Origin of the sequence: Acinetobacter sp. UBA801, from assembly GCA_002296655.1 — a bacterium.
GTDB lineage: Bacteria > Pseudomonadota > Gammaproteobacteria > Pseudomonadales > Moraxellaceae > Acinetobacter.
The window spans coordinates 1-6,987 of sequence record DBIN01000034.1 but is presented as its reverse complement, the minus strand read 5'-3'; the positions used below and the strand labels follow the sequence as shown (position 1 = coordinate 6,987).

General features: G+C 40.7%; 8 protein-coding genes and 1 pseudogene. 5 read left to right on the top strand and 4 right to left on the bottom strand.

What is annotated here, in order from left to right; all coding sequences use genetic code 11:
- Nucleotides 1-319: 319 nt before the first annotated feature.
- Nucleotides 320-1,420 (bottom strand): tRNA epoxyqueuosine(34) reductase QueG, encoded by a 1,101-nt coding sequence (gene queG, locus B2W49_RS06930; protein WP_291337686.1) that lies wholly within the window; start codon nucleotides 1,418-1,420, stop codon nucleotides 320-322.
- A 21-nt stretch (nucleotides 1,421-1,441) separates the two neighbouring features.
- Here queG and B2W49_RS06925 point away from each other — a divergent pair, with 21 nt between their 5' ends.
- Nucleotides 1,442-2,962, top strand: coding sequence for an NAD(P)H-hydrate dehydratase (locus B2W49_RS06925; protein WP_291337685.1), 1,521 nt, complete (start codon nucleotides 1,442-1,444; stop codon nucleotides 2,960-2,962).
- 24 nt (nucleotides 2,963-2,986) lie between these two features.
- Here B2W49_RS06925 and ruvC read toward each other — a convergent pair whose 3' ends face one another.
- Nucleotides 2,987-3,532 carry a crossover junction endodeoxyribonuclease RuvC gene (gene ruvC / locus B2W49_RS06920; RefSeq protein ID WP_291337683.1) on the bottom strand — a complete coding sequence of 182 codons (546 nt, stop codon included), beginning with the start codon at nucleotides 3,530-3,532 and terminating at the stop codon, nucleotides 2,987-2,989.
- 380 nt (nucleotides 3,533-3,912) lie between these two features.
- On the opposite strand from ruvC, the gene B2W49_RS06915 reads away from it, so the two are divergent.
- The 3 genes from B2W49_RS06915 to B2W49_RS06905 all read left to right on the top strand — a co-directional run bounded on the left by B2W49_RS06915 (nucleotide 3,913) and on the right by B2W49_RS06905 (nucleotide 5,662).
- Nucleotides 3,913-4,077 (top strand): hypothetical protein, encoded by a 165-nt coding sequence (locus B2W49_RS06915; protein WP_291337680.1) that lies wholly within the window; start codon nucleotides 3,913-3,915, stop codon nucleotides 4,075-4,077.
- 204 nt (nucleotides 4,078-4,281) lie between these two features.
- A complete protein-coding gene (locus B2W49_RS06910) occupies nucleotides 4,282-4,857 on the top strand; it encodes an FxsA family protein (protein ID WP_291337678.1) in 576 nt (191 codons plus the stop codon).
- 169 nt (nucleotides 4,858-5,026) lie between these two features.
- On the top strand, nucleotides 5,027-5,662 hold the full coding sequence (locus B2W49_RS06905) for a LysE family transporter (RefSeq protein WP_291337676.1): 636 nt from the start codon (nucleotides 5,027-5,029) through the stop codon (nucleotides 5,660-5,662).
- A 19-nt stretch (nucleotides 5,663-5,681) separates the two neighbouring features.
- Here the strand turns inward: B2W49_RS06905 and B2W49_RS06900 are convergent, their stop codons facing one another.
- Nucleotides 5,682-5,891: a hypothetical protein gene (locus B2W49_RS06900; protein ID WP_291337674.1), complete on the bottom strand. Its 210-nt coding sequence runs from the start codon at nucleotides 5,889-5,891 to the stop codon at nucleotides 5,682-5,684.
- A gap of 312 nt (nucleotides 5,892-6,203) precedes the next feature.
- Between B2W49_RS06900 and B2W49_RS06895 the strand changes: the two genes are divergently transcribed.
- Entirely contained in the window at nucleotides 6,204-6,434 is a 231-nt protein-coding gene (locus B2W49_RS06895; protein WP_414630585.1) for a hypothetical protein, read from the top strand.
- Between the two features lie 208 nt (nucleotides 6,435-6,642).
- Here B2W49_RS06895 and B2W49_RS06890 read toward each other — a convergent pair.
- Nucleotides 6,643-6,846 (bottom strand): annotated as a pseudogene (locus B2W49_RS06890) (YdhR family protein).
- Nucleotides 6,847-6,987 lie beyond the last annotated feature (141 nt).

Here is a 6,987-nt window from a genome sequence, read left to right as displayed (position 1 = left end):
CTTCTCGAGTCCAATCATTGCGTACTGACATAAGTAAAAGTCCATCATCCCTGTTATTCATAGTCTGTATCATACACAAATTGTTTGAATCAGAAAGGCATAATCTCCCAATTTCATGGCAAATATCCCATAGAATGGAAACAAAATCATGCAGTCGATTTAGTCGCAAACTTAAGCAATTTTACTGCTGTTTCGCTACAAAATTAATTTTTATGGATTTTTATTTTGTAATGAATTGGTCACTAAAATTCAGTTAATTTCATAAATTGGCAAGTAACCTGCAGTCAAAATATCGCACTATTTTGGGTGTTATTTTTGTTTAAAATTTAGGCTGTTTAAGCAATTGTTCCTGAATTGCCCAATCAATATGGATTTGCACAATTTCATCATGCTGTACTCGCATTTGCTGCAAAGTTTGCAAAATCTGTGCTGAAAATGGGGCATTTCCAAGCCCGATTGCAATATTACGCATAAAACTTTGATAGCCTGTACGACGCAATGGACTACCTTCAGTTTTGGCTAAAAACATACTTTCATCCCATTGCCATAAATCTAGTAAGCTGACCTGATCTAAGGCATGTCGAGGATAAAAATCATCCACCGTGGTGACTTTGGCAAAGCTATTCCACGGGCAAATCAGTTGGCAATCATCACAACCAAACACCCGATTACCAATGCCACGGCGTAATTCTTCAGGAATGATACCCTGATATTCAATGGTCAAATAAGCGATACATTTACGCGCATCTAACATATAAGGTTCAACAATGGCCTGTGTTGGGCAAATGTCGATGCAGGCTGTGCAAGAACCGCAATGCGATGTTGCAGGTGCATCAAAAGGTAAATCTAGTGAAGTAAACAGCTCACCCAATACAAAAAAAGACCCAGATTTTTGATGAATCAGTAAGGTGTGTTTGCCTGTCCAACCCATGCCTGCACTTTCTGCCAACGACTTTTCAAAAATCGGGGCAGAGTCAGCAAAGGGGCGTGATTCAAACTCTCCTACTTTTTCACGAATCCGAGTCGCAAGGGTTTTTAGGCGTCCGCGCAAGACTTTATGATAATCACGTCCACGTGCATAACGGGCAATAATGGCAGAATTAGGCGCATCGGGAATATGTCTTGGACGTGGTGTTTCCACCAAATAATTCATCCGCACACAAATAATACTTTTGGTATTCGGGACTAACAGTGTAGGGTTGGCACGTTTGTCTAAATTTTCTTCCAGAAACTTCATATCGCCATGATAGCCACGTTTTAAATATTCCTGAAAACGTGCTAATTCTGCTTGAGCATCTGGTTTGGCAATGACACAATCAGCAAAACCAAGCGCCACAGCTTGCGCTTTAATCCACGCTTTCAAGGCGACTGGATCGTCTTGATACAGAGAAATTTGTGCTGAAGTGGTGGATGTTGCCATAACAAAATAGAAGGGAAGAAAATGCCTCAGCAAGTGTACCATAGCCCTGTTTATCATAGCCAAAGTATTCAAGCGTGGGAGCAGCGCTGGTTTGCTTGCCAAAACAGTTCTTACGGTTTAATGCAGCAAGTGGCGTGGACACTGCATTTACAACTTCGCAAAATTTTTGCGGCACAGCCATCTACAATACAAAAAATTGCCGTGTGTTGCGGACAAGGTAATAACGCGGGTGATGGTTATTTAACTGCAAAATATTTAAAACAAGCAGGTTTTCAAGTCGATATTTATGCTACAACGCGCGGTATATCGGCAGATTTACATCAAGCTTTTTTAGAAGCCGAGGCAGAGCAAGTCAATATAATGCAAGGTTTTGCATTCCAACAAAACTATGACTGCTACATTGATGCATTATTTGGTATTGGTTTAGATCGTCCTTTAAATGATGAGTGGCAGTCGATTATTCACGCAATTAATCAACAAGCGGGTTTAAAAATTGCGGTCGATATTCCAAGCGGTTTAAATGCTAATACGGGCCAGCCATTGCCATGCGCGATTAAAGCCGATTACACCTTTACAGCCTTAGGTTTGAAAGCAGGCCTATTTACAGGGCAAGCACAAGAGTACACGGGGCTGGTCGATGTACTAGATTTGATTCCTGCCGATGCAGAACTCAAAGCTTTGGCACAACTCACTCCACCTACGATTCAACTACCCGCACGGCAGGCTTTTGGGCACAAAGGCAGTTATGGGCATGTGCTGATTGTGGGTGGACATGCGCAAATGGGGGGTGCTGTAATGATGGCTGCAGAAGCCGCATCGAGCGCAGGTGCGGGGAAAGTAACGGTGGTGTGTCATGCCAGACATCATGTGGCGATTTTAAGCCGTGCGCCAAATTTAATGTTGCGGGATATAGATACACTGACTGACGTAGAAATTCAACACCTCATCTCACAAGTCGATGCGGTGAGTTTAGGGATGGGACTAGGACGAGATGCTTGGGCAGAACAGCATTATGCAGACTGGTTTGCTGCACTCAATCAGTCCGAGGTAGAAGTAGTTTACGATGCCGATGCCTTATGGTTTATGGCGAAGCAAGCGCACTTATCAAATCATCCAGCTCAATTAAAACCGAACAGTTATGCTACACCACATTCAGGTGAGGCTGCGACCTTGCTGAATACTACAGTGGCAGCCATTGAAGCAGACCGTATTGCTGCGATTCAGCAATTGCAGCAACGCTATGCAGGTGAATGGGTGTTAAAAGGTTCAGGTAGTTTGACTTTGCAGGCTGGATCAACCGGACCGCAAGCAAGTTCATTATGGATTTGTACAGCAGGCAATCCGGGCATGGGGACAGGTGGTATGGGCGATGTGTTGGCAGGTGTGATCGCCAGTTTAAAAGCCCAGTTTCACCATCAAGTTCAATTACATGAAATTGTCATGTTACATGCCTTGGCAGGGGATATGTTGGCAGAACAAGGCATGCGCGGTTTGCAGGCACAGCACATGAGCCAAGCGATTTATAAGGTTGTAAATCAGTAAAATATAAGCGATGACGACGCTGATTTAGCGACGTCTGGAATTTGAGCGACTACGTCCACGTGCCATACCGCCCAAGGCATTGAGCACAGCTAATTTGGTCATGCTACCCGATGCGTGAGCATGACAAATTGCAGCAGCCAAAGCATCGGCAGCATCTTGTTGTGGTTTGATGGATAGATTTAATAATTTCATGACCATCATTTGTACTTGTTCTTTATCGGCAGCGCCATAACCCACGACAGATTGTTTAATTTGGCGTGCGGTATATTCCGCCACTTGTAAATCTAAATTCACCAAAGCGGCAATCGCAGCACCACGTGCCTGTCCCAATTTCAGCGCGGAGTCTGGGTTTTGCGCCATAAACACTTGTTCAACTGCAGCTTCAGTCGGACCGTGAAATTTCACAATCCGTTCAATCCCTGCAAAAATTCGTTTTAAGCGTTCAGGCATTTCACTGGTTTCGGTGCGAATGGTTCCTGCATCTACAAAACGTAATTTAGCACCATCACGTTCAATAATGCCGTAGCCCGTTAGACGAGAACCAGGGTCGATTCCAATAATAAGTGACATGCCAAGCCTTAAAAATTATATCAAGTTGAATTATAGGAGTTTAAATCTCTTTTGTGTGGAGTAATTTCAAACATTTGGTCAGTAAGATGCCGTTTAAACAATTAGAATGTATCACTCGCTATATTTTTAATTTGAACTTCATTTTATTTAAGTTTTGAGGCGTATATTTTATATACGGTAGCAAATGAGAGCGGCCATGAAGCGGATTAATAGGCTAAAACAGAGGGCGAAGCAAATTAAACGAGATGTTTATGCGGTTTGGTTTGTAACCCGTGATCCTGAAACGCCTTTCATGGCAAAGCTTTTGGCCTTGTAGGTAGCTGCTTATGCCATTTCTCCCATTGACTTGATTCCAGATTTTTATACCTGTTTGGGGCTATTTGGATGATCTGATTTTAGTGCCATTTGGCATTATGTTGGTATTGCGTTTAGTACCTGCAGAGGTAATGCAGCGTTGTCGTTTACAGGCCGATGCGATCAGCCTAATACCGAGCAGTTATATCGCAGCATCGGTGTTTATTGGGTTGAGGGTATTATTGGCTTAAGCCGAATATTTTTATCTTTATCGTTCAAATATATAGACATATTAAGTCTGTTATTGGCTGATGATGAAAATATTAATGACAGACCGAACCTTTAAAAATACAATAATGCCCATATTGAAACAACAGCGAATCAAAAAAGCTTGATCCCGATGAAGCACTTGGTTACTGCATTTTATTTATTTTATTGAGATTAGATTAATTTTCATGAAATTATTTCTTATTGTTCTAATTGGCTTAGTTCTTGAAGTCTTCGTCTGGATTGGTGTGGGCGACCTTGTGGGGAGCATGTGGTACGTGTTCTTTTGGTTTGTCGCTGCTTTCTTCATTGGTTTGAACCTGATTCGTAAATATTCTGCAGGTGTGATGCCACAAATGCAGCAAATGCAAATGGGGCAGATAGGTGCAGATCCTGCGTTGAGCAATAATTTACCTAAAATTTTTGCGGGTTTTTTATTGATGATTCCAGGATTAATTAGTGATGTTCTAGCATTGCTGGTGATGATTCCTGCCGTACAAAATGCCTTTAAAGCGGCAATGATGAAAGCCATGATGAAACGTCAGCAAGCCATGATGGATCAAATGATGGGTGGCATGATGGGAGATATGAATGGCATGGGCGGAGCAGGTCAAAACCCATTTGCAGATTTAATGCGCCAAATGCAAGACATGCAAAATCAGCAAAACGGTGGTCGTGATTCTAGTGTTATTGATGGTGAAGCACGTGAAATTACCCCCGATGCGAAAAAAATTGAAATGAAAGATGTCAATCCCCCTAAATAGTATTAATGATACTTGATACAAAACCGAATCGCGCTGATTCGGTTTTTTTATGGGTGTTTTTTTGTGAACATATACGTGAATATTTTAATATTGAGAGGCCTATTTAAAGCTTTACTTATTCTCCTGCTGCACAAGGTATAATCGGACTTTCAATTCTCCTGATCTATTTATGTCTTTGTTATTCACCATTTGTGCACTGCATTTTGTGGCACAGCTTAGTCCAGGCCCCGATGTTTTATTAATTGCCAAAAGTGCAGCCAGCAATACCCGTCGTAAGACCTTGCAGATTATTGCGGGTATTTCATCTGGGATTGTGGTGTGGGTAGTGCTGACCCTATTGGGTTTTACGGTTTTGGTGCAGCAATTTCCTTGGATTCATCAAGTCTTAATGCTGATTGGCGGTTTATTTCTTGCCAAAATGGGATGGGGCATGCTGTCGGGTGGTTGGCATAGTTGGCAGCAGCGCAAGCAATTTGATGATGCTCAAGTGCAAATTCCAACCGCAAAAAATTACTTTTTATTGGGTTTATTCACCAATTTATCTAATCCGAAAACCTTAATTTATTTTAGTAGTGTATTTGCTTTGGCGCTGAGTTCATCGGCAAGCGCATCTTTAAAAGCTCAATTGGCAGTGATTATTCCAATTCAAACTTTTGTGACATTTACACTATTTATGTTGCTGCTTTCTACACCAAAAATGAAAAAGTTATATCAGCGTTCAGGTAGTTATATTGATATGGTATCGGGTACATTATTTTTATTGTTTGCTGTGTGGTTGTGGTTAGATGCGCTGCGTATGTTTTAAAAATAAGTTTTGATGCCAATTAATCAAATGATTTGATGTTGTCTAAAGCCAATTTTGACGATTTTTCATTCCGCATTTCGGTTGCATTCGTGATTTCAGTTTTATCTAAATGATTAGGTTGATAAGTCCGGTTTGATCGCAAAGTTGCTTCAGTATTTTCTGATCCTTGGTATTTACGGCTTCGGTTAGCACGCTCTCGCAAACCGCCTTTTTTGATGAGTTGCACCACTTTAACTTACTCCGTGTGATAAAAATATGCGCTGAAAGCCAAGTTTGAGTCTAAATTTTAGATGATCGAGTATGCAGAATTTTAGCACGGCATACCTATTTTAGATGGATAAAGTGACTGTTTATTCAAAAATACGATTTGCGTGAAGCGCAGAAGTTTGACATGCTAATTTAGAAGCAATTGTGTCGGCTAAATCATCTAAAAAATGTAGGCTACAAAGTGTCACAGCGGCTTAAACAAAATTACACTGCATCACGGTAGATGGTGTAACAATAAAAACAAGAATTACAATGAAGTAGGATAATACCTATGCTGTATCATCAGTATCGTTGCGCATGTTGCAATCGGGTGGTGGAGTCATCAGAAAAAGAATGTGGTACCTGTGGTTCACACAATATTCGTAGCCCTTATAGTTTCTGGTTATTCTGTATTTTGGCATGTTTAGCGGCAGCCGTTATTTTTAAAGTCGTTCATATATATTTGCAAGATCATCAAGAAGTGCCTGTGCAACAATCGGTGCTTGAAGTGATTCGTACACAATAAGTGCTGCATCTAACTTAACGCTTATTTTGGCTATACAAGATTTCAAAAATCCTGAGTCTTTAATTGGCTCAGGATTTTCTTGAACTGCTTTTTTTAATTCATCATTCAAGACACACGCCTTTTTATTTTTCAATCTAGATGAACTATTTAAAAAAATTAGCGACTTAAAAAGTCAGCTTGGTTAATGGCAGACAGGGCTGCATTTACCTCAAAAATCTTGCCATATATTCTTTAAGCCAAAACTTTCTAAACGTGCGTTTTGCATTTTTAAATAGCGTTCAGCATTGGTCACATTATCAAATAGATAGATTCCGCCTGCTTCCTGCGTTTGACTGTTCTATGTCCAAATTTTCCAAAGCATGCCGAATTCCAGATAAATGCTTTCTGCAAGTTCACGGTACACTTGGCTCATGCTTTCGCCAAATGGGTCTTAAGAAGTGAAATCGACTTGAAGAATAACCGCCATGATAAGCTCCTACATCATTATCTTAGATTAGCATTTGAAAAATTCAGGAATGATTCCCTATAACATATTTGTATTTTGTATTTTAGA

Bases quoted from the DNA above. Each gene is read 5' to 3' on its own strand.
- queG (WP_291337686.1), bottom strand. From the start codon at position 1,420: ATGGCAACATCCACCACTTCAGCACAAATTTCTCTGTATCAAGACGAT.
- B2W49_RS06925 (WP_291337685.1), top strand. From the start codon at position 1,442: ATGCCTCAGCAAGTGTACCATAGCCCTGTTTATCATAGCCAAAGTATT.
- ruvC (WP_291337683.1), bottom strand. From the start codon at position 3,532: ATGTCACTTATTATTGGAATCGACCCTGGTTCTCGTCTAACGGGCTAC.
- B2W49_RS06910 (WP_291337678.1), top strand. From the start codon at position 4,282: ATGAAATTATTTCTTATTGTTCTAATTGGCTTAGTTCTTGAAGTCTTC.
- B2W49_RS06905 (WP_291337676.1), top strand. From the start codon at position 5,027: ATGTCTTTGTTATTCACCATTTGTGCACTGCATTTTGTGGCACAGCTT.